Consider the following 17,841-nt stretch of genomic DNA (forward strand, 5'->3'; position numbering starts at 1 on the left):
CAGGCCGCACATTCCCGCGCATGGAGGCACCGATGTCACTCCGCATCGCCCTGGCCCTGTTGCCGCTGCTGCTCGCGGCCCCGCACGCGCTATCCGCCTCACCCTCGAAGATCGAACACCTGGCCTGGCTGGCCGGTTGCTGGCAGCTTGATGGGCAGCCACCCGGTGCCGGCGAGCAATGGACCAGCCTGGCTGGAAACACCCTGTTCGGCAGCAGCCGCAGCCTGCGCGACGGGCGAACCGTCGGCTTCGAGTTCATGCAACTGCGCCAGCACGATGATGGGCGCCTGGTGCTGACTGCCCTGCCCTCTGGCCAGAACGCCACGGACTTCAACGCCACCCGGGTCGATGCCAACGAGGCGGTCTTCGAGAATCCTGCCAACGACTTCCCACAACGTATCCACTACCGGCGCCTCGACGACCAGCGCGCACATGCGCGCATCGAGATCGCGCAGGACAATCCGAAGCAGGCAATGGACTTTCCCATGCATCGCGTCGCCTGCGGTGCACCGACGCCCGCACCCTGACACGCAGACGCCCCGGACCGGCCGGGGCGCCTGCATGCGGTCAACGCCACACGGGCATTCACCCGGCCAGCGTGGTTTCCAGGGCCTTCAGGCCATCGCGATAGATGCCCTCGAACAGCGCGGACGCTTCTTCGTTGCTGACGCCCACCGGAGTGAACTCACCGGACCAGTCGATCCGCGAACCGTCGCCCTGCTCGACCACACGCAGGGTGGATCGATAGCCGCTGACCGGGAACGGGGCCTGCAGGATCGAGTAGGTGTAGCTGCGATCGGCCTGGTCGAAGGCTTCCAGGCGCTCGACGATGGCATCGCCATCGGGATTGGCCAGATGGCGCACGCGACCGCCTTCGCTGAGCGTGCTCTGGGGAATGTACGGAAGCCAGTCGGGCAATGAATCGAAGCCGCCGATGAGGTTCCAGACCTGGTCGGCCGGGGTCGGCACGGTGATGGATACAGAAGCAGTTGCCATGGGAATGTCTCCTTCGGGACTCAGATGTTGTCAATCGGCAGCGGGGCGTTGGCCGCGACCAGGCCCTGGGCGCGCAGCGCCTGCCAGAACCCGGCCGGGATGATTTCCTTCAGTGCGGCGTAGTCTTCGGCGATGCGCTCGGGACGGCTGGCGCCCGGGATCACCGCAGCCACTGCCGGGTTGGCCAGCGAGAACTGCAACGCGGCCGCCTTGATGCTGATGCCGTACTCGGCCGCGATGGCCTTGATGCGCTCGACCTTGGCCAGGATCTCCGGCGACGCCTTCTGGTACTCGAAGTGGCTGCCACCGGCCAGCACGCCGGAGCTGTACGGACCGCCGACCACGATGCCGGTGTTGCGCTCGGCCGCCTTGGGCATCACCCGCTGCAGCGCACGCTCGTGGTCGAGCAGCGAGTAGCGGCCTGCCAGCAGGAAGCCATCCGGACGGGCTTCGTCCAGGTCCAGGGTCAGCTCGATCGGCTCGACACGGTTGACGCCCAGGCCCCAGGCCTTGATCACGCCCTCCTCGCGCAGGCGGGTCAGCACCTTGAAGGCACCGCGGCGTGCGGTCTCGAAGTACGACAGCCACTCATCGCCATAGAAGTCCTGTGCGATGTCGTGCACCCAGACGATATCCAGGCGATCGGTCTTCAGGCGCTTGAGGCTGTCGTCGATCGAACGCAGGGTGGCATCGGCCGAGTAGTCGTTGACCAGCTTGTTGGGGCGGCCGGCGACGAACAGGCCGCCCTTCTCGCCAAGGTCGCGGGCGCTGGTGTCTTCCACTTCGTCCAGGATCAGGCGGCCGACCTTGGTGCTGAGCACGAAGTCATCGCGGTTGCGCTTGGCCAGCGCGTCGCCAAGGCGGATCTCGGCCAGGCCTGCGCCATAGAACGGGGCGGTATCGAAGTAGCGGGTGCCCTGTTCCCAGGCCGCGTCCACCGTGGCCTGGGCCTCGGCTTCCGGGATGTCACGGAACATGTTGCCCAGCGGCGCGGTACCGAAGCCGAGGGTCTTGCCAGCCAGCAGCGTGTTGATGCTCATGGATTCCCCCTTGGGGAGGTTGTTGAAGTTGAGGCACAGGCTAGGCTTGCCCGATAAGACTGTCCAAGACATAATTTAATTATCTTGAGTCCTACAAGGTCTTATGCTCGACCTCCGCCAACTGCGCTACTTCGTGGCCGTCGCCGAAGATGAACACGTCGGCCGCGCTGCCGAGCGCCTTCACATCTCCCAATCCCCGCTCAGCCGGCAGATCGCCCAGCTGGAGGAACGGCTGGGACTGCAGCTGTTCGAACGCTCGCAGCAGCGCATCCGGCTGACCGCCGATGGCCGTACCTTCCTGGCCGAGGCGCGGGCCCTGCTGACCCATGCCAACCGGCTGGAATCGCTGGCGCGCCGGCTCGGCCGCGGCGACGAAGGCGGCCTGTGCATCGGCTATCTGGAGTACGCGATGCACTCCGGCGTATTGCCCACCGCCCTGCGCGAACTGCGCGGCGATCGCCCGGCGGTGCATATCGCGCTCTACAACCAGCAGTCGGACGTGCAGCTGGAAGGCCTGCGGCAACGCAGCCTGGACATCGCCCTGGTCTGCGAACCACCGGCGTTCGACGATCCGGACCTGGAAGCCACGCAGGTGCTGAACGACCCGATGCTGCTGGCCGTGCCGGCCGACCACCCACTGGCCAGTGCAGAGACCATCACGCCAGAGGATCTGGCCAGCCAGCAGTGGATCGGCGTGATGCACAGGGAAAACGCACTGCGCCACGACACCTTCATCGCCGCGTGTGCGAAAGCCGGGTTCACCCCGACCATCGCCATGGAAGCGACCGAGCCACTGGCCGCGCTTGGCCTGGTTGCCGCCGGCCTGGGCCTGACCACCGTCCAGCAGAGCCTGGATCATCAGGCGCCGGACGGCGTGGTGCTGCGCGAGCTGCCGTGGTTCAGCTACCGCACACCGCTGTGGGCGGCCTGGCACCGCATCAACCTGCGCCCCCTGGTCGAGACCTTCCGCAGGACGCTCGTGCGCACCGCCACCGAAGGCAAGCCGGCATTCGGCGACTGAGCCGACCGCGCTATGCCGGGCCTGCCTCGGTGTAGCGCATCACCATGAAACCCTCTTCTGCGGCCGGTGCAACGAAGTGGCGGGTGATCTGCTCGAATTCCTCATCGCTGGCCTGGAAGGGATGCTCGCCGCATGCATTGCGTGCACGCAGCCGCGCCTTGCAGACCTCGTCGGCGATATCGAGGAAGTGCAGTTGATGCGCGGCGCCCACTGGCGAGAACACCTCACGTGCCCACCCGCGGGTTGCGGGCGTGTTGAAGGGGAAATCGAGCACCACCGAGACGCCGGCCCGCAGCAGCGTACGCAGATGATCGGTCAGCACGCTGCGCAGCGTGGCTGCGCGCTGCAGATAATCGGCGACGGAGTGGATTTCACCCGGGTGCAGCGTGGCCAACCAGGCATCTTCGCTGATCAATACGTGGCGAGGATTGGCCGCCAGCTGTTGCGACAACGTCGATTTTCCTGCGCCGATCTTGCCGCACAGCAGGTGCAGGGTTGCGCCGCCATCGGCGGATGAAGGGTGTTGCATCTGCGATCTCCTCGGTGGATTCCAGTTCCCGGGAGAGCGCTGCATGCAATCCGCCTTCCCGGGCGGGTTGCAGGGCCGTGACGACCGCGCGCTACCCCGCCTTTCCTTGGGGAATGCGGATAATCGACGCGGTGACGTGCGGAGCCATGCCACCAGCGTAGAGCGCCGCCTGTACGGCCCGCAATCCCCTGCGGCAGTGCAGCGCGCGCAACATTCCGCTGGCATCTATGCTCGGCGCCATTCCCGCATGGAATGACCACGATGCGCCCCTTGCTTCGATGTGCCCTCGCCCTTGGCCTGCTGCATGCTTCGTCGGCATCGCTGGCAGCACCAACCACGGCACCACGCACGCTCAGCGGCGAGCTGCAGGGCGCCCCCTGGCGGCTGGATGTACCGGCAGACTGGAACGGCGACCTGGTGATGCTGGCCCATGGCTATGAGCCCGTGGGCGTGCCACGCACCACGCCAATGGCCGCCGGTGACAGCACCGCAGCACTGCTGGGCGCGGGCTACGCCGTCGCGCAGAGCGCGTATTCCAGCCAAGGCTGGGCGGTAGCCGAGGCGATCACCGACATGGAACACCTGCGACAGCATGCCCTGGGTGAACTCAAGCGCGTGCGACACACCTGGATGCTGGGCTTCTCGATGGGTGGTGCCGTAACCATTGGCAGCCTCGAGCGTTTCCCGCAGCACTATGCCGGTGGTGTGTCGCTGTGCGGCGCCAATCTCAGTGGCGAACAGATCGCGGCCGACCTGCTGACCACACTGGTCGCGTTCGATTATTTCTTCCCCAAGGCTGAGGGGCTGCCGGTCACCGGGTTGGCGTCGCGCGAAGCAGCCATGCTGGCCCAGAGCGAGCTTTACCAGGGCATCGCCACCGCGCTGCAACGCGACCCGGCGCATGCCGCGTTGCTGGCGCAGCGGCTGCAGGTTTCCCCCGATGAAGTGGCCGGCACGATCAGCCTGCACGCCCTGGTCCTGCACGAGCTGGCCACACGCAGCGGTGGCATGCCGGTCGGCAACAGGGGCACGGTCTACAGCGGCTTCGGCGATGACGCCGCATTCAACGCCGGGGTGCGGCGCATCGATGCTGTACCTGCCGCGCAGGCCAGGGTGCGCGCGACGCTGGCGCTGACCGGCGCACTGCAGCGCCCGCTGGTGATCCAGTTCAACCACAACGACCCGACCATCGTGCCGCACATGCAGACGGTGTATCCGCAGTTGGCCGCACACGCCGGTGCGCGGCCAGCGCCACGGGTACTGCCATCGGTGGGCGAAGGACATTGTGGCTTCTCTGAAGCACAGGTTGTCGATGCCTTGAAGACAGTGCAACGCTGAGTCCATCGCGTAGCGAAACGTGTCCGCCAGGCTGGCAACGCTTACGGTGCAGGGACCCGCGCAGCATGTGCCGCCTCCCCTCGATCCGACCGCGCACCTGTTCGGCATGCCCGAAGGCGAGTGGCTGGGCTTCGACATGTCGGTGCCGTTTGGCCACCCGGGTGTCGGCCGACCAGCACAGTGCTGCTCGATGCGCGCGGTCAGATCGGCGCGCTCGGCCAGGTCTTGGCCGTACGCCCGTAGCCACAGCAGGCAGGGATCAGCCGCCCAGCGTGCCCATCGTGAAGGTATAGCCCGAGCTCATCAGGAATTCGCGCATGCGCATTTCCGCGCGCCGCGGTGAGGCCAGGTTGGCCGGCGCATACAGGGCATACACCAGGCCCGATCCCTCGATATGTTCGCGGCGGACCTCGCAGCGGGCGGTTTCCGAGGCTATCACCCATCCGTCCTTCAGCCGCTCCGGCCCGATGGATTGCCCGTTCTTCAACCGAAAGGTCAGCCAACGCACATCTGCCATGATTTTGCTCATTTCCGATTCGCTCCGTGCCCGAAGCGACCCGTGATGTCCTTGCTCGCCATTGCAGCTCCCTGAGACGTGGAACTCGACCATAACGCCTTGCCATGTCGCGGGTGACTGAGACTGGCCGCGCCGCTCAGGTCGCCAGGTTGAAGAGCCGCCACAACGCCTCGCGCCCGGGTGGCGTCAGCCGTAGTTCGCGCCGGCCCTCGACGCGCCGCAGCCAATCGTTGTTCACGAAACTGTCCAGCATCGCCTCACCGACCAGCCCTGCCAGGTGCGGCCGCCGTTCGGTGCAGTCCAGGCAGCCACGGCAGTAGCGCGCCGGGTTGGCCGCCACCGGCTGCTGCAGGAGCTCGCGCAACGGCAGGCCCAGTCCGGCAAGGAATGCGGCGCCTCCAGCGCTGATCTGCCAATGCCCTTCGCATGGCAGTACATGCCCCGCCTGCAGCAGGCGATCGGTGATGGCGACCGCGTGCACGCCGGCCAGGTGCCGATAGCAGGAACGCGCCTCGCGCAGTGCAGGCATGCTGCGCGCGGCCGCAGCGGTACAGGAAGGGGTACGGTCGGCCACGCGCAGGATGCCTTCGAGCATCTCTGCCACCTCGTTTGATGCCAGCCGGTGGTAGCGATGACGCCCCTGCGCCACCGCCACCAGCAGGTCGCCCTCGACCAGCCTGCGCAGGTGCGTGCTCGCCGTCTGCGGCGTTACCCCGGCCACGCGCGCCAGCTCCATCGCGGTGTAGGCCCGTCCATCCATCAACTGCAGCAGCATGGCGGCACGCGCCTGGTCCCCGACCAGGGCACCGACACTGACAAGGGAACCGGAGGTGTGGACCATGCCCCATTGTGGCATGCCGTCATCTGCCAACAGTTCGATGCAGGCCGAAGCGTCAGCAGCCGACTGCGCGGCACAGTGCTCGCCCGCAACCGCGAGACCTGCCATGAAGACCGCTTCGATCCATCGCCGCCGCATCACCCCTTCGGTCCTGTACCCAGGCACGCCCGTGCTGCTGATGACCACGTTGAATGACGATGGCAGCAGCAACATCAGCCCGCTTTCTTCGTTCTGGGCGCTGGGCAACCGGGTAGTGCTGGGCCTCGGTACGCAGGGCCAGGGCTATCGCAACCTGCAGCTGCGCAGCGAGTGCGTGCTGAACTTCCCCTCATCCGCGCAGGCCGCACAGGTCGAGGCGATCGCGCGGGCAACCGGCTGCAACCCGGCGCCGACCGCCAAGCAGGCGATGGGCTACGTGCACGTGCGCGACAAGTTCGCACTGGGCGGATTCACTGCCGTCGTGTCGACGCATGTTGCTCCGATGGCCATTGCCGAGTGCCCGCTGCAGGTGGAGGCCACCGTCATGGCGATGCATCCACCCGGCGAGGATGATGGCCAGGGCTTCGTGATCGTCGAAGGCCGCATCCGCTGCGTGCATGCGCACGAAGACATCACCGTGGACGGCACCCAGCACATCGATGTGACGCGCTGGAAACCGCTGATCTACCTGTTCCGGCACTACCTGGGCGTGAGCGCGCCGGTTGGGCGCAACTTCCGTGCTGAGACACCCATGCGCCTTCCCGCCTAGCGGGAACGACTCATGGCGTACCCGCGGGTACGTTGCTGAACTTGTCGCGCACCGAGCGCTCGCGTTCACGCCGGGTCGAGGCGCACTGTTCGCGCGCACTCGCCATCTGTGTATCCGCCGCCATCCGCTCGGCACTCAACGATTGCTGCAGGCTGGCAATCTGCGCACGGATGCCCGAGTCACGGGTTGCGCCGGCCAGGTTGTTGCTCGACGCGGCCATCTGCCGGTTCAACTCGGCGATCTGCCGACCGATCTGCTGGCTGCGCGACTCCAGCGGACCGTAGATGCGCGAGCGCTCGCCCTGCACGCAGTTGCGCTCGGCGATACCGGCGTCGGCCAGTTCGGTGTTCTGGTACACCGCCGCGCGGTTCGATGCCTCCCCCGCCGTTTCCGTGGAGGAACGGCTGGAACGCAGCTTCATGGGTTCAGCGCCGGCAGCACAGGGATTCTGGCTGTATACCGTTTCACCGGAAGCGCCCTTGCACTTGTAGACCTGGGCCGATGCCAGCGGGAAACACCCCAGCAGCAGCATCGCCATCACTACCTTCCCCTTCATCCTGCACCGCTCCCTGGTTCATTGGACAACCGCCACGATACGGTGGTTTGGTGGCGACTGCACGCTGGCGCCGTTCAGACCGTTTCGCCCTGCAGATCGAGCAAGGCCGTGGTCCAGCGGCGCGCTCCCAGCGCGGCCACCATGCCGCCGCGATAGACGAACCTGCGTACGTGGCCGTCTTCAATGAAGCAGGTCTCGTTCTGCATCGGTACATAGCCCGCAGAGGCATAGTGCCGATGATCCAGGGCGAACAGCACGGCGAAATCGATACCGTGCCGGCGCAGCTCTGCATGGGCCGCTTCGATCAACCGCGAGGCAACGCCCTGCCGGCGAACGTCGGCACGCACCACCACGCCGCCAATCAAGCCCATGCGTTCCGGCTCGCCGTCCAGCAGTACGTTGCGTTCGTACAGCGCGAGATGTGCGACAACCTGATCACCTCCCATCGCCAGGACCAGAGCGACCGGCCCCGGGGATGGCGTAGCCCTCGCCCTGCATGTCCGGGAAAGCCTGGCGGAGCAGATCCACCGCCTGCTGACGGTGTTCCGGCGCTACGCTTTGCCAGCGGCATACCTGAACGTGCATTGCCCTATCTTCGTCGAATGAATGTGGGTCCAGGCCCATCGTGCCACGGAAATATGACCGGGCCCGCGCTAACGTTTCACTGTCAGTGCAATGTGATCCAGTACGAGACGATATCCGTGTAGATGCCCTCGCGCTTGACTGCGCGCGGCTCCCTGCCGAGTACGCTGAAACCCAGCGATTCATACAGCCCGCGCGCAGCAGCATTGTCCTCCAGCACCGTGAGGGTGAGCGATTCAATGCCCTCGGCGCGCGCAGATGCAAACGCAGCAAGAAGAAGCTGGCGGGCGACACCCTGGCCACGGTGGCCGGTGCCCACATGGACACTGTGCACTTCCGCCGTATGCCGTCGCGCCATCCGCATCGGGCGTACGTAGCGCAGGAAGCCCGCAAGCATGCCGTCGATGAAAGCGCCGAAGTAGCGCGTGCCAGGATCAGCAAGCTGGGTGCGCATCACGTCTGCCGTCTCATTCTGCGCTTCGGCCAGCGTGGACAGGAACGCAGCGGGCGACTCGCGAAGCGCCTGCAAGCGTGCCTGCCAGAGAATGTCGGCGTCGTCAGCACCAAGTTGCCGGATGAGCATGCGACACACCTGCGAGGTTGTTGATGCACAGGCGCCCAGCCTAGCGCGGGTCCGCCTGATGCGGCGTGCATGCAAGAATGAAGAACGTCCCTTCTTCACCCAACGCCATGACTGAACTGCAGATTCCCCGCGTGGGATGTGGCGCCGTCGTCCGTGATGCCGACGGCCGCATCCTGCTGATCCAGCGCGGACGCGAGCCGGAGCGCGGGCATTGGGGCCTGCCTGGCGGCAAAGTCGACTGGATGGAAACGGTGGAGGCTGCCGTCGTCCGCGAAGTCCGCGAGGAGACCGCCCTGGAAGTGCAGCTGCTGCGCCTGCTGTGCGTGGCCGATCATTTCGAGCCGGCGCTTGCTCAGCACTGGGTCGCGCCTATCTACGAGGCACGGGCACTTGCGGGTGCCGAGGCTTCCATCCAGGAGCCGGGCGTGCAGACCGGGCTGGGCTGGTTTGCCGGGGATGCTCTGCCCCAGCCGCTGACGCAGGCCACGGTGCAGGCGCTGGCCAGGCTGTAGCCCATCAGGCCACGACCAAGGCGGCACGGATGCCGCCCGGCCTTGCGGCTCACTCGATCGGAAGACCGTGCATCTTCAGGAACGAGAGTTTGTCCCAGTAGCCGCGCTGGAACGTGATCAATCCTCCGTCAACCGTGAAGAAGCCGCATCCACGCAGGCCAAGAGGGTCGCGCCATTCCAGCGCAGCGACATTGCCGGCCTCATGGATGACTTCGGGAATGCAGACCATTTCAGCAGTGCTGAATTCACGCTCGAAGGTGGCACGGATCGCATCGCGGCCCTTGATCGGGTCCTGGGTGACCTGGTGATTGATCGCGTCGGGGTGATACAGCTCCGCCAGGCCAGCAGCATCGCCTGCGTTGAAGCGCTCGATCCAGGTTTCCACGATGTGTCGGGGAGTCATCTGCGTACAGTCCGCCAAGGTCCAGACCGGATCATAGCGCTCGAGCGACACATTCCAGACCGCAGAAAAAAGCCCTGACCGGAGTCAGGGCTTTTCAAATGGAGGCCTCAAGCGGAATCGAACCGCTGTAAACGGATTTGCAATCCGGTGCATAGCCACTCTGCCATGAGGCCAACGTACTGCGCGCCAGGAACTGGCGCCCTGACAAGACAAAACCCCATGATGGGGCCTGTCGGAACATGGAGCGGGAAACGAGACTCGAACTCGCGACCTCAACCTTGGCAAGGTTGCGCTCTACCAACTGAGCTATTCCCGCGTAAGCCGACATGCTACCGGAAATCCGGAAAACACACCAGCGATTTCACCTTTCTGACTGCGCGTAAAGCCTTGTGGCCCAACGTGCCCCGCCTTGCCGTGGCGGGAGAAAAACAAGGCCCCTGCCGGGGCCCTGTAGAATCTGGAGCGGGAAACGAGACTCGAACTCGCGACCTCAACCTTGGCAAGGTTGCGCTCTACCAACTGAGCTATTCCCGCAGATTCCGTTCGACCTGCGTCGAAGGAGCGCTATTGTGTCCAAATTCCTTCACGCCGTCAACAGTCTTCACATCATGCGGTCACGGACGTCCGCAGTGGGGTACGCTGCCCCGCCCGGCCCCGTTCGCCCATGCTCCTTCGCGGCACGCCTCTGTTGATCGCCCTGCTGCTGCATCTGCTGGTGGCCCTGCTGTACTGGGCGCTGATGCCGATGGGAATGAACTGGTATCGCGACCATTTCGGCTTTGCTTCACATCGTGACATCGGCCTGGGCATCGCCCAGTTCTATCTGTTCTGGATGTTCATTGGCACCCAGCCGCTGATCGCGGTGCTGCGGCCACTGTTTGCCAAGCTGCTGGTGCTGGCGATTCCCCTGGCGTTCGCGAGTTGGACACTGATGCACAACCATCCGCTGCGCCTGCTGTACTTCACCCTCGGGCCCGGCCTGCTGGCGCTGGCCGCGATCGCCATTTCCGCGTGGTATGCATCACGCAACCGCCTGCCTGCCGCCACGGACACCGCCGATGCCTAGACGCTACGTCCGCCTGTTCTGGTTGCTGGTTGCGTTGACCTGGCTGGCGCTGATTGCCGCACTGGTCAATGCCGGCTTCACACCAGACTACTGGCTGCTGCATCACCTGGAAGGCGCCGAGTCGCCCTACCCGACCAGCACTGTGATCGTGTTCGCGTTGCTGGGCACCGTCGAACTGGTGGTGGCCGCCTTGATCGTGAGGCCGTGGCGACTGAAACGACTGTGGCTGCGCCTGCTGATCGCCTTCGCCCTGCTGCTGGCATGGTCGGTGCCGTGGATGCTGTCAGCCATGCACCAGCCGCCGGTACACGGCATGCATCTGCTGTGGTTGTTGCTGCTGGACGTGGGACTGCTGCTGGCGCTGTGCATGGTGTCGGCGGTGAGCGCATGGCGGACGCTCAGGCGTCGAGGGCGCGCGGATGCGCCCCCGCCGCAGCACTAGGCTTACTTCCGGAACTCCACCCGCACATGCTGGCCGAAGCGCGCCTTGGCCTCGCCATCGAACTCCAGTACACACTCCACCACCTTGGCCACGCCACGCCCTGCATCTTCAGGCAGGCGTGCCTGCGCGAACACAGGGCTGATGCGCACCACGCGTGCAGACGGCAGCGTGCTGGTGTTCTCGGCGCCATCGCTATCCGGCACGACAGTAGCCTTCATGCCCACCTGCACGGCATCGGCGTAGGCCGCGCTGAGTTCGGCACGTACCTGTAGCGGGCGCGCCGGCAGCAGCGAGATCGCCGGCTTGCCCGCCTGCACGAAAGCTCCGAGGCCAGGCACCTGGCCGACCACGGTGCCGGCTTCCGGCGCGCTCAGCGACATCTGCTGCAGTTTCAGCCTGGCGTGTTCCAGCTTGTGCTGGGCCATGTCGACCTGCGCACCGGCCACGTCAACATCGGCGCGTACGCCAGCCAGCTGCTGCTTGGCCGCATCGGCCTGCTGGTTGGACGACACGCCCTCGCTGGCGCCCGTGGACAGGCGGGTAACGTTGCGCTCCAGTTCGCGCAGCTGCGCCTGGCTGCCCTTCAGGCGATCATTGGCCAGGGCGAGATCGGCGCTGGCCATCGCCACCTCCTGCTGCAGCAAGGCACCATCCAGCGACAGCAGCAGCTGCCCCTTCTTCACCGTGGCGCCTTCCTTCACCGGCGCGGCAGTGATCGAGCCGTCCACCGGCGGTGCCAACGCGATCAGGCCACCCTCGACATCGATGATGCCGCGTGCCACCGCAACCTTGCCGGCGGCGGTTGCACCGGCCTTGCCCGAAGGCGACTGTGCAGGCGCAGGCGCGTCACTGGAACAGGCGCCGAGCAGCAGTGCCGCGGACAGGGCCAGGCTGAGGGGGAGCAGGTGCGACGTCTTGGTCATGGGGCGGACTCTACAGTTTCGTTCTGGCGGCGGTCGTCACGGACCATGCCGTCTTCCATGGCGATCACCCGATCGGCATGCCGGATCAGGCGCGGATCGTGGCTCACGCACAGCACGGTGGCGCCATGCGCACGTGCGTAGCGATGCAGGATGTCGATCACGCGCTGGCCGTTCTCGGCGTCCAGCGCGCTGGTGGGTTCGTCTGCGAAGATCAGCGTCGGCGACTTGGCGAAGGCGCGGGCAACGGCCACACGCTGCTTCTCGCCGCCGGACAGCTGCGCCGGGCGCATGTGGCTGCGGTGGCTGAGGCCCACTTCTTCCAGCGCCTTGCGCGCCAGCGGTTCGCTTTCGCGATTGCGCATGCCGCGGTAGCCCAGCGGCAGCTGCACCTGCTCCAGCGCAGTTAGTGCCGGGAACAGATTGAAGCCCTGGAACACGAAACCGACATGGTGCAGGCGGAAGCGCTCCACCTCGCTTCGGGTCATGTGCCCCACATCCTGGCCAAGTGCGTGCACGCGGCCACCATCGGGCGCGGACAGGCCGGACAGCAGCGACAACAGCGTGCTCTTCCCGCAACCCGACGGGCCCGACACCAGGGTCAGCTCGCCAGGATAGATGTCCAGCGACAGGCCGCGCAGCACCGGCACCTGCACATCGCCGGACATGAAGCTCTTTTCAAGTGCATCGGCCCGCAGGGTCGGGGCGACGGCGCGTGTGGAAGTCATCGGCCGGTCCTCAACGCAGCAGCAACGATGGATCGGAGCGGACGACACTGCGCACCGCCATGATGCTTGAGAGCATGGCCATCACCGCAACCAGCGCGACACAGCCGAGGATCACCATCGGTGTCAGCTGCACCGGAACACGCTGGGTCTGCGCGATCAACAGCACCACGGTACTGAAGGCCGCCGCCAGCAACATGCCCACACCGCCGATCAGCAACGCCTGCTCGAACACCACCCGCGCCAGCGCATAGCGACCGGCGCCGAGTGCATTGAGCGTGGCGTACTCGCGCACTGAGCCAGCCACCACCGACGCGAACGACTGGTTGGTGATCACCGCGCCGACGAAGCAGACGATGACGGCCATGAACAACACCGCGATGCCGGCACCGGTGTCGAACAGCCAGTACTGCTGCGAGCGGCTGGCGAACTCCGGCGCGGTCCAGAACTCGACCGGCGTAGCTTGGCCCATCGACGCGGCCAGGCGATCGCGCACGCGGTCGGCCAGGTCAGGCGAGCGCAGGCCCGCCACGAAGTAGGTACTGCCCTCATGTGGGTCGGTACCGGCGATGGCGCGCGCGGTATCCAGCGAAGCCAGTACGTTGACACCACCAAGGCCACGCAGGCCCGGCTGCGCGGCAACCACGCGCACGGCCTTGCCATTGATCCAGGCGCGGTTGTTCTGCAGGTCCACGCCCAGCGTATCCAGGTCGGCGCTGTCGACGATCACCGCACCCGGTTCGCGCAGCTGTGCACGCAGGTCGGCAGGCAGGATGCGCGCGAACATCATTGCATCGTCGCGGGTGGAGATGCCGGACAGATACACCGACACGTTGCCGGTACCCTGCGCGCTGGAGCGCCATTCGCCATCCACCCACTCGTAAGGTTCGACGCGGGTGACATCCGGATCCATGCGCAGGTGGCTTTCCACATCGGCGCTGATCGCGTGGCCGTAGTTGACGCTCTGGGTGCCGGGGAAACCGGCCCAGATATCGGCCGAAGATGCCTTCACATAGATCGCGGCGGTACCGAAGATGCCCAGCACCAGCGCCGCCTGCACGATCAGCAGCACGCCGGCGAAGCACATCGCCAGCACCACCGGCAGGAACCGGCGCCACTCATAGGCCAGGGTCTTGCGGGCCAGCGCGATCATTGCGGTTCGCCCTCAGCCTCGACCGGCAGCGGTGCGCCGCCAAGGGCGCGGTACAGCGAAGCAAACGCCAGCACGCGTGCGCCCTGCGCACCGATCAGATCCGCCTGCGAAGCGAGCGCGGCACGTTGCGTGTCCAGCCCATCGAACTCGCTGGACAGGCCCAGCTGCACCTGCCGCGCCTGGCGCTTGACCTGCTGGTTGGCGGCATCGTTGGCCGCGCGCAGCGACTGGATGCTGCTGTCCTGGCGTGCAAGGCTGCCCAGCGCACCTTCCACTTCGCTCACGCCTTCCAGCACGGCCTTGCGATACCCGAGCAGCGCGGCGTCCAGTTGCTTCTCATCGGCATGGAAACGCGCACGGCGTTGGCCCCAGTCCCACAGCGGAATATCGACGTATGGACCGATCGACGGACTGGAGTCGGAATTGGAGCGCGCGTTCTGGGTGAGGTTGTAGGCATACAGAATGGAGCCGCCGAGGCTGATCCGCGGGTACATCGCGGCGCGCGCCGAGCCCTTGCTGGCGGCGGCCTGCATCACTTCCGACTCGGCCAGCAGGATCTGCGGCCGATGGCGCAGCAGATCGGCGGGGACCTGCTGCAGCGAGAACGTGCCCAGCGTCGGCGGCGTGCGATAGGCGCGCCAGGCCGGATCCGGGCCATCGCGGCCCAGCAGCAATGCCAGCGCGCGGGCCGCGTTATCCGCGTTTTCCCGCGACTGTGCGATGGCGGCGCGGGTCGCGGCCTGGCGTGCACGCAGGCGATCAAGTTCGCCGGGCTCATCCAGGCGCAGGCGCTGGCGCACCAGGGCCAACTGTTCGCCACGGTCATCCACGGTCTGCTGCCGGCCCAGCAGGTCCTGCTGGGCCTGCGCCACGGTCAGATCCAGATAGCTGCGCACCACGTCGGCAATCACCGCTACCTGCGCGGCATTGCGCAGCGCCTCGGCATTGCCGGCCGAGGCCTGCGCGCTCAGCTGCGCACTCTCGGCGGCGCCGAACAGGCCCAGGTCCCAGATCGCTTCAATGCCGGCATGGAAGTAGGTATCGACAGCGGCGGCGTCCTGCACCTGCTTGGCGCTGGCGGAGATTTCCGGCAGGAAACGCGAGTCGGACGTGCCAGCGACGATCCGAACGGCCTGCAGGCGCAAGGTGGCCTGCTGCAGGTCGAGATTGCCGGCGACCGCCTGATCGACCAGGCCATCCAGCGCCGGGTCGGCCAGCACCTTCCACCACTGCCTGGCGTCCACCGCCACGCCCTGGCCCTGCGGTACCTGGGTCCAGGCGCTGGGTGTGCGATCAGGCAGGTCCGGGACGGGCACCGACATGCAGCCGGCCAGGGCCAGGGTTGCCAACAACGCACCGGGGCGCAGCACTGCCTGCAGGGAGAGTCCGCGCCCGGTCCTGGGCACTGCCACTGAAGTGATACGCCTGACCACCAGCCCGCCAACGTGTAGAAGGAGCATGAAGGCTACCGTGCGATTGTGGAGCGAACATGGAGAATTGGTCCGAAAAAGGTCACAGCACGCGTGCGGTTCAGGCAACGCCGATCCAGCCTTTCACTACGCTTTCAATGCGTTCCCCGCGCGAAACACTGGACGCCTTTCACTGCGTATTGCACATTGCGGCACTGTCTTGCCTCGATGCTGCCCGACCGTGAAATATCCCCGCCGCTGGCTGTTGATTGGCTCGATCACGACAGTGACTGTCGGCGTGATCGTGCTCGTTCAGACCACCCCACTGGTCTCGAACGCCATGCTGCTACTGATGGAGCGCAGCAACTTCATTCCGGGTGAATCTTCGATCTTCACCTTCGAGCCGTATGCCATCAACCAGGGCTCGTCGAACTACTGGTTGTACGGGAAGGACCGGACCTACTACTACCACTTCACCTACGAAGATGACGTTCCCTACGTCTACATCCGGCAGGACAACCGCTGCCCCGGTTTCGACCGGCAGGATGCCCGCACCTGGCGCAGCGCCCTGCCCGGCAAGGCACGCTAGCGCGGCAGTGGTGCAACCGGTGTGACAAACGAAAAACGCCCCCTTTCGGGAGCGTTCTTCTTGAATCTGGAGCGGGAAACGAGACTCGAACTCGCGACCTCAACCTTGGCAAGGTTGCGCTCTACCAACTGAGCTATTCCCGCAGATTTCGTTCGACTTGCGTCGAAGGAGCGCTATTGTGTCGATATTGCTGCACGGCGTCAATAGGAATTTTCACGTGAGTGAGGGACGGCGTTCAGACGCCCCCACCTGCTCTCCTCACGTGCGCACGCCACGGCGGTGGAAGTAGACCTGCTCGGCGATGCGCCGCGTGGCCGCCGTGTGCAGCAGTGCATTGAGCGGCCAGTCGGCCTGCAGATGGTCCATCGCCCAGCGCAGCAGGCGCTTGCCATGGAATGCCGGCGCCACCCGCCGCGCCACCCGTTCCGCTTCCGGCCCTTGCCCACGCAGATGGCGGGCAATCGCCTCGCCGACCGCCCAGCCGTGCCGCCACGAGGAGTGGATGCCCCCGGCGGACAGCGGCGAGACGATGCCCGCCGCGTCGCCGGTCAGGATCAGCCGCTGGCCGGTGATCGGCCCATCCGGCCGGCCGCAGGGCACCAGCCCTGCACGAGTGGCCGAGGGGCGCACGGAAGGCGGAATGCCGACGACATCGCGCACGTGGTCGAGGAAGCCATCAATGTCCGGCGGCCGTACCTGTTGCGGGTCATGACGCAGCGCCAATCCCACCTGCAGGCCGGTTGGATTCTGCGCGACCCAGCCGATGTAGCCCGGCGCGTAGCGCTTGTTGACGAAGCAATGCAGCGCGTCACCCTGCGGCAATTGCAGGTCGGCGAACTCACGCTCGACGCCGTAGAGGTTGTCACGCACCTGGCCGAGCCCGGTGCGATGTGCCACGCGTGAGCGTGCGCCATCAGCACCAACCAGATAGGCGCATCGCCCTGCCCCATCCACCTGCCAGCCGTCACCACAGCGATGGGCATCGGTGAAAGACCGTTGCAGGCGCAGGTCGACACCATTCGCGCGCAGCTCGATGGCCAGCCAGCGCATCAGGTTCGGCGTATCGGTGGTGAGGAAGTAATAGCCCGGCGCGGCCAGCAACACGTTGCGCAGGTTCGGCGCATACAGGCGCACGTTGGCGACGCGCTGCACCAGATGCTCGGGCATGCGCCCCAACCAGGTCTGCTCCATCGCTTCTTTCACCACGATGCCGGTGGTGTGCAGGCGCTCGCCGGGGTCGGCCTTGCGTTCAAGCATGCAGACGCGCAGACCGTACTGGGCGGCAGCCAGTGCGCAGGCGGCACCGGCGAAGCTGGCGCCGACGATGACGACGTCGTGGTCGTAGGCGGAGGGAGTGTGAGGCATTGCGGCATCGCCGTGGAGAGTCGGAGATGCAGCTTCGAACTGCCGCGTGGTGAGGCGAAGGAGTGGCGGTGAAGTGAGGATGAAGCGTGGAACACGCAAACGAAAAACGCCCCCTTACGGGAGCGCTTTTCTTGAATCTGGAGCGGGAAACGAGACTCGAACTCGCGACCTCAACCTTGGCAAGGTTGCGCTCTACCAACTGAGCTATTCCCGCTTGGGAGGCGAAATTTTACCTATTCCAAGGATGGCGTCAAGCGCTTTTTTCAGGGTCTGTGAGGCGCCTTGCACCGCCTATCCACGCATGGCGTGGATCTACTACAGCGTCTCCGCAAACTGATGGATCCGCCCCCTCCGTGGATGCGGCATTTCCAGTAGCAACTGTCTTGTCAGGGGCAGCCGAGGGCCACCTCGGCGTCTCGCTTACGGGCGTTGAGGATCACCAGCATTTTGCGCATGACCGCCACGAGCGCCACCTTGCTCGCTTTGCCCTTGGCCTTCAGGCCAGCGTA

General features: G+C 65.9%; 22 protein-coding genes, 5 tRNA genes and 1 pseudogene. 8 read left to right on the forward strand and 20 right to left on the reverse strand.

Features of this window, described 5'->3' with window-relative positions:
* The first annotated feature begins 32 nt into the window (after positions 1 to 32).
* Positions 33 to 527 carry a DUF6265 family protein gene (locus AC5P5R_RS19735; RefSeq protein WP_043034343.1) on the forward strand — a complete coding sequence of 165 codons (495 nt, stop codon included), beginning with the start codon at positions 33 to 35 and terminating at the stop codon, positions 525 to 527.
* Between the two features lie 58 nt (positions 528 to 585).
* Here AC5P5R_RS19735 and AC5P5R_RS19740 read toward each other — a convergent pair whose 3' ends face one another.
* Both AC5P5R_RS19740 and AC5P5R_RS19745 read right to left on the reverse strand, forming a co-directional pair.
* Positions 586 to 996, reverse strand: a complete 411-nt coding sequence (locus tag AC5P5R_RS19740; RefSeq protein ID WP_005408917.1) for an SRPBCC family protein — start codon at positions 994 to 996, stop codon at positions 586 to 588.
* A gap of 20 nt (positions 997 to 1,016) precedes the next feature.
* Positions 1,017 to 2,036 (reverse strand): aldo/keto reductase, encoded by a 1,020-nt coding sequence (locus AC5P5R_RS19745; RefSeq protein ID WP_049449138.1) that lies wholly within the window; start codon positions 2,034 to 2,036, stop codon positions 1,017 to 1,019.
* 103 nt (positions 2,037 to 2,139) lie between these two features.
* On the opposite strand from AC5P5R_RS19745, the gene AC5P5R_RS19750 reads away from it, so the two are divergent.
* A complete protein-coding gene (locus AC5P5R_RS19750) occupies positions 2,140 to 3,057 on the forward strand; it encodes a LysR family transcriptional regulator (protein WP_076739970.1) in 918 nt (305 codons plus the stop codon).
* 10 nt (positions 3,058 to 3,067) lie between these two features.
* On the opposite strand, the gene AC5P5R_RS19755 is transcribed toward AC5P5R_RS19750, so the two are convergent.
* Positions 3,068 to 3,586: a P-loop nucleotide/nucleoside kinase family protein gene (locus AC5P5R_RS19755; RefSeq protein ID WP_081284545.1), complete on the reverse strand. Its 519-nt coding sequence runs from the start codon at positions 3,584 to 3,586 to the stop codon at positions 3,068 to 3,070.
* A gap of 261 nt (positions 3,587 to 3,847) precedes the next feature.
* Here AC5P5R_RS19755 and AC5P5R_RS19760 point away from each other — a divergent pair, with 261 nt between their 5' ends.
* Positions 3,848 to 4,924: an alpha/beta hydrolase family protein gene (locus AC5P5R_RS19760; protein WP_100438063.1), complete on the forward strand. Its 1,077-nt coding sequence runs from the start codon at positions 3,848 to 3,850 to the stop codon at positions 4,922 to 4,924.
* Between the two features lie 259 nt (positions 4,925 to 5,183).
* On the opposite strand, the gene AC5P5R_RS19765 is transcribed toward AC5P5R_RS19760, so the two are convergent.
* Positions 5,184 to 5,453 (reverse strand): hypothetical protein, encoded by a 270-nt coding sequence (locus tag AC5P5R_RS19765; protein WP_005408911.1) that lies wholly within the window; start codon positions 5,451 to 5,453, stop codon positions 5,184 to 5,186.
* Positions 5,454 to 5,577: 124 nt separating this feature from the next.
* On the reverse strand, positions 5,578 to 6,282 hold the full coding sequence (locus tag AC5P5R_RS19770; RefSeq protein WP_049449167.1) for an ArsR/SmtB family transcription factor: 705 nt from the start codon (positions 6,280 to 6,282) through the stop codon (positions 5,578 to 5,580).
* Between the two features lie 103 nt (positions 6,283 to 6,385).
* Between AC5P5R_RS19770 and AC5P5R_RS19775 the strand changes: the two genes are divergently transcribed.
* Positions 6,386 to 7,027: a flavin reductase family protein gene (locus AC5P5R_RS19775; RefSeq protein ID WP_100438062.1), complete on the forward strand. Its 642-nt coding sequence runs from the start codon at positions 6,386 to 6,388 to the stop codon at positions 7,025 to 7,027.
* A gap of 10 nt (positions 7,028 to 7,037) precedes the next feature.
* Here the strand turns inward: AC5P5R_RS19775 and AC5P5R_RS19780 are convergent, their stop codons facing one another.
* The 3 genes from AC5P5R_RS19780 to AC5P5R_RS19790 all read right to left on the reverse strand — a co-directional run bounded on the left by AC5P5R_RS19780 (position 7,038) and on the right by AC5P5R_RS19790 (position 8,748).
* Positions 7,038 to 7,583 (reverse strand): DUF4124 domain-containing protein, encoded by a 546-nt coding sequence (locus AC5P5R_RS19780; RefSeq protein WP_100438061.1) that lies wholly within the window; start codon positions 7,581 to 7,583, stop codon positions 7,038 to 7,040.
* Between the two features lie 74 nt (positions 7,584 to 7,657).
* Complete coding sequence (locus tag AC5P5R_RS19785; RefSeq protein WP_229298719.1) at positions 7,658 to 8,029, reverse strand: GNAT family N-acetyltransferase; 372 nt, start codon at positions 8,027 to 8,029, stop codon at positions 7,658 to 7,660.
* Positions 8,030 to 8,250: 221 nt separating this feature from the next.
* Positions 8,251 to 8,748, reverse strand: a complete 498-nt coding sequence (locus AC5P5R_RS19790; protein WP_100438060.1) for a GNAT family N-acetyltransferase — start codon at positions 8,746 to 8,748, stop codon at positions 8,251 to 8,253.
* Positions 8,749 to 8,855: 107 nt separating this feature from the next.
* Here AC5P5R_RS19790 and AC5P5R_RS19795 point away from each other — a divergent pair, with 107 nt between their 5' ends.
* A complete protein-coding gene (locus AC5P5R_RS19795) occupies positions 8,856 to 9,260 on the forward strand; it encodes an NUDIX hydrolase (RefSeq protein ID WP_100438059.1) in 405 nt (134 codons plus the stop codon).
* A 49-nt stretch (positions 9,261 to 9,309) separates the two neighbouring features.
* Here the strand turns inward: AC5P5R_RS19795 and AC5P5R_RS19800 are convergent, their stop codons facing one another.
* From AC5P5R_RS19800 to AC5P5R_RS19815, 4 genes are all read right to left on the reverse strand, one after another.
* Positions 9,310 to 9,663: a nuclear transport factor 2 family protein gene (locus AC5P5R_RS19800; RefSeq protein WP_005408904.1), complete on the reverse strand. Its 354-nt coding sequence runs from the start codon at positions 9,661 to 9,663 to the stop codon at positions 9,310 to 9,312.
* 99 nt (positions 9,664 to 9,762) lie between these two features.
* A tRNA-Cys gene (locus tag AC5P5R_RS19805) sits at positions 9,763 to 9,836 on the reverse strand.
* A gap of 67 nt (positions 9,837 to 9,903) precedes the next feature.
* A tRNA-Gly gene (locus AC5P5R_RS19810) sits at positions 9,904 to 9,979 on the reverse strand.
* A gap of 142 nt (positions 9,980 to 10,121) precedes the next feature.
* Positions 10,122 to 10,197: transfer RNA gene (locus tag AC5P5R_RS19815), tRNA-Gly, on the reverse strand.
* Between the two features lie 130 nt (positions 10,198 to 10,327).
* On the opposite strand from AC5P5R_RS19815, the gene AC5P5R_RS19820 reads away from it, so the two are divergent.
* Positions 10,328 to 10,729: a hypothetical protein gene (locus AC5P5R_RS19820; protein WP_049402549.1), complete on the forward strand. Its 402-nt coding sequence runs from the start codon at positions 10,328 to 10,330 to the stop codon at positions 10,727 to 10,729.
* Positions 10,722 to 11,171: a hypothetical protein gene (locus AC5P5R_RS19825; protein WP_049402550.1), complete on the forward strand. Its 450-nt coding sequence runs from the start codon at positions 10,722 to 10,724 to the stop codon at positions 11,169 to 11,171. The genes AC5P5R_RS19820 and AC5P5R_RS19825 overlap by 8 nt, the downstream gene beginning before the upstream one ends.
* A gap of 2 nt (positions 11,172 to 11,173) precedes the next feature.
* Here AC5P5R_RS19825 and AC5P5R_RS19830 read toward each other — a convergent pair whose 3' ends face one another.
* The 4 genes from AC5P5R_RS19830 to AC5P5R_RS19845 are packed head-to-tail and all read right to left on the reverse strand — an operon-like array spanning position 11,174 to position 15,429.
* Complete coding sequence (locus AC5P5R_RS19830) at positions 11,174 to 12,094, reverse strand: HlyD family secretion protein (RefSeq protein ID WP_100438058.1); 921 nt, start codon at positions 12,092 to 12,094, stop codon at positions 11,174 to 11,176.
* The gene (locus AC5P5R_RS19835; RefSeq protein ID WP_076739977.1) at positions 12,091 to 12,819 is read right to left on the reverse strand and encodes an ABC transporter ATP-binding protein; all 729 of its coding nucleotides are present in this window, start codon (positions 12,817 to 12,819) and stop codon (positions 12,091 to 12,093) included. Before AC5P5R_RS19835 ends, AC5P5R_RS19830 begins: the two co-directional genes overlap by 4 nt.
* A gap of 10 nt (positions 12,820 to 12,829) precedes the next feature.
* Positions 12,830 to 13,969: an ABC transporter permease gene (locus AC5P5R_RS19840; RefSeq protein WP_060380152.1), complete on the reverse strand. Its 1,140-nt coding sequence runs from the start codon at positions 13,967 to 13,969 to the stop codon at positions 12,830 to 12,832.
* Entirely contained in the window at positions 13,966 to 15,429 is a 1,464-nt protein-coding gene (locus tag AC5P5R_RS19845) for an efflux transporter outer membrane subunit (protein WP_060380151.1), read from the reverse strand. Before AC5P5R_RS19845 ends, AC5P5R_RS19840 begins: the two co-directional genes overlap by 4 nt.
* A 190-nt stretch (positions 15,430 to 15,619) precedes the next feature.
* Here AC5P5R_RS19845 and AC5P5R_RS19850 point away from each other — a divergent pair, with 190 nt between their 5' ends.
* On the forward strand, positions 15,620 to 15,967 hold the full coding sequence (locus AC5P5R_RS19850; protein ID WP_223846386.1) for a hypothetical protein: 348 nt from the start codon (positions 15,620 to 15,622) through the stop codon (positions 15,965 to 15,967).
* 67 nt (positions 15,968 to 16,034) lie between these two features.
* Here AC5P5R_RS19850 and AC5P5R_RS19855 read toward each other — a convergent pair.
* The 4 genes and pseudogenes from AC5P5R_RS19855 to AC5P5R_RS19870 form a co-directional block, all read right to left on the reverse strand.
* A tRNA-Gly gene (locus AC5P5R_RS19855) sits at positions 16,035 to 16,110 on the reverse strand.
* A gap of 115 nt (positions 16,111 to 16,225) precedes the next feature.
* On the reverse strand, positions 16,226 to 17,332 hold the full coding sequence (locus AC5P5R_RS19860; RefSeq protein ID WP_099473624.1) for an NAD(P)/FAD-dependent oxidoreductase: 1,107 nt from the start codon (positions 17,330 to 17,332) through the stop codon (positions 16,226 to 16,228).
* Between the two features lie 138 nt (positions 17,333 to 17,470).
* A tRNA-Gly gene (locus AC5P5R_RS19865) sits at positions 17,471 to 17,546 on the reverse strand.
* Positions 17,547 to 17,718: 172 nt separating this feature from the next.
* A pseudogene (locus AC5P5R_RS19870) lies at positions 17,719 to 17,841 on the reverse strand (IS110 family transposase); the annotation flags it as partial.

The sequence above is a fragment of the Stenotrophomonas sp. YJH_SMC_19 genome (assembly GCF_059367915.1).

Excerpts from the sequence above, each read along its gene's own strand:
- AC5P5R_RS19735 (WP_043034343.1), top strand. The coding sequence starts at position 33 with ATGTCACTCCGCATCGCCCTGGCCCTGTTGCCGCTGCTGCTCGCGGCC.
- AC5P5R_RS19740 (WP_005408917.1), bottom strand. The coding sequence starts at position 996 with ATGGCAACTGCTTCTGTATCCATCACCGTGCCGACCCCGGCCGACCAG.
- AC5P5R_RS19745 (WP_049449138.1), bottom strand. The coding sequence starts at position 2,036 with ATGAGCATCAACACGCTGCTGGCTGGCAAGACCCTCGGCTTCGGTACC.
- AC5P5R_RS19750 (WP_076739970.1), top strand. The coding sequence starts at position 2,140 with ATGCTCGACCTCCGCCAACTGCGCTACTTCGTGGCCGTCGCCGAAGAT.
- AC5P5R_RS19755 (WP_081284545.1), bottom strand. The coding sequence starts at position 3,586 with ATGCAACACCCTTCATCCGCCGATGGCGGCGCAACCCTGCACCTGCTG.
- AC5P5R_RS19760 (WP_100438063.1), top strand. The coding sequence starts at position 3,848 with ATGCGCCCCTTGCTTCGATGTGCCCTCGCCCTTGGCCTGCTGCATGCT.
- AC5P5R_RS19765 (WP_005408911.1), bottom strand. The coding sequence starts at position 5,453 with ATGAGCAAAATCATGGCAGATGTGCGTTGGCTGACCTTTCGGTTGAAG.
- AC5P5R_RS19770 (WP_049449167.1), bottom strand. The coding sequence starts at position 6,282 with ATGGTCCACACCTCCGGTTCCCTTGTCAGTGTCGGTGCCCTGGTCGGG.
- AC5P5R_RS19775 (WP_100438062.1), top strand. The coding sequence starts at position 6,386 with ATGAAGACCGCTTCGATCCATCGCCGCCGCATCACCCCTTCGGTCCTG.
- AC5P5R_RS19780 (WP_100438061.1), bottom strand. The coding sequence starts at position 7,583 with ATGAAGGGGAAGGTAGTGATGGCGATGCTGCTGCTGGGGTGTTTCCCG.
- AC5P5R_RS19785 (WP_229298719.1), bottom strand. The coding sequence starts at position 8,029 with ATGGGAGGTGATCAGGTTGTCGCACATCTCGCGCTGTACGAACGCAAC.
- AC5P5R_RS19790 (WP_100438060.1), bottom strand. The coding sequence starts at position 8,748 with ATGCTCATCCGGCAACTTGGTGCTGACGACGCCGACATTCTCTGGCAG.
- AC5P5R_RS19795 (WP_100438059.1), top strand. The coding sequence starts at position 8,856 with ATGACTGAACTGCAGATTCCCCGCGTGGGATGTGGCGCCGTCGTCCGT.
- AC5P5R_RS19800 (WP_005408904.1), bottom strand. The coding sequence starts at position 9,663 with ATGACTCCCCGACACATCGTGGAAACCTGGATCGAGCGCTTCAACGCA.
- AC5P5R_RS19820 (WP_049402549.1), top strand. The coding sequence starts at position 10,328 with ATGCTCCTTCGCGGCACGCCTCTGTTGATCGCCCTGCTGCTGCATCTG.
- AC5P5R_RS19825 (WP_049402550.1), top strand. The coding sequence starts at position 10,722 with ATGCCTAGACGCTACGTCCGCCTGTTCTGGTTGCTGGTTGCGTTGACC.
- AC5P5R_RS19830 (WP_100438058.1), bottom strand. The coding sequence starts at position 12,094 with ATGACCAAGACGTCGCACCTGCTCCCCCTCAGCCTGGCCCTGTCCGCG.
- AC5P5R_RS19835 (WP_076739977.1), bottom strand. The coding sequence starts at position 12,819 with ATGACTTCCACACGCGCCGTCGCCCCGACCCTGCGGGCCGATGCACTT.
- AC5P5R_RS19840 (WP_060380152.1), bottom strand. The coding sequence starts at position 13,969 with ATGATCGCGCTGGCCCGCAAGACCCTGGCCTATGAGTGGCGCCGGTTC.
- AC5P5R_RS19845 (WP_060380151.1), bottom strand. The coding sequence starts at position 15,429 with ATGCTCCTTCTACACGTTGGCGGGCTGGTGGTCAGGCGTATCACTTCA.
- AC5P5R_RS19860 (WP_099473624.1), bottom strand. The coding sequence starts at position 17,332 with ATGCCTCACACTCCCTCCGCCTACGACCACGACGTCGTCATCGTCGGC.